We start from the raw sequence: 460 nt of genomic DNA, 5'->3' as shown, positions 1-460 counted from the left end.
AGGGCCGCCTCACACCAGCAAGCCCGGCCGGGTGGGACTGCGATCCCATCACATGACCTCGCCGGGGATCTTTTAAAAAAGGTCGCTGCACCAGCTCCTCCGGAGTGAACCATGGCCACCATCCCAGGACCATGCGCGTCGTCTACCTGGCCTGGCGCGGCCGGGCGCCGAGGTCCATCGCCAGGGCGAGGCCGTAGAATCGGCCAACTTGGGATCGACGCCGCCTTGGTTCCCTGGCCCAGCGTGTCGGGGCAGCGCGAGCGGGGGGTCAGCCGTCCTCGCGCGTGGCGCCGAGGGCGTAGCGCTGGTCCGCCACGCGCGAGCGGGGGTCAGCCGACGGGCTCAGTACCTGCGGTTGTAGATCGCCCGCAGCCACGGCTCCCGGACGGCTGGCATCCGCGCCAGCGTGTAGTCGAACGCGTGGCGGGACGGCCGGAACAGCGACAGCGGAAGTGGCGGG

It is taken from the genome of Kitasatospora sp. Root107 (assembly GCF_001424875.1).
Lineage (GTDB): Bacteria > Actinomycetota > Actinomycetes > Streptomycetales > Streptomycetaceae > Kitasatospora.
The sequence above is the reverse complement of the archived record's forward strand: the minus strand, read 5'-3'. Positions refer to the sequence as shown.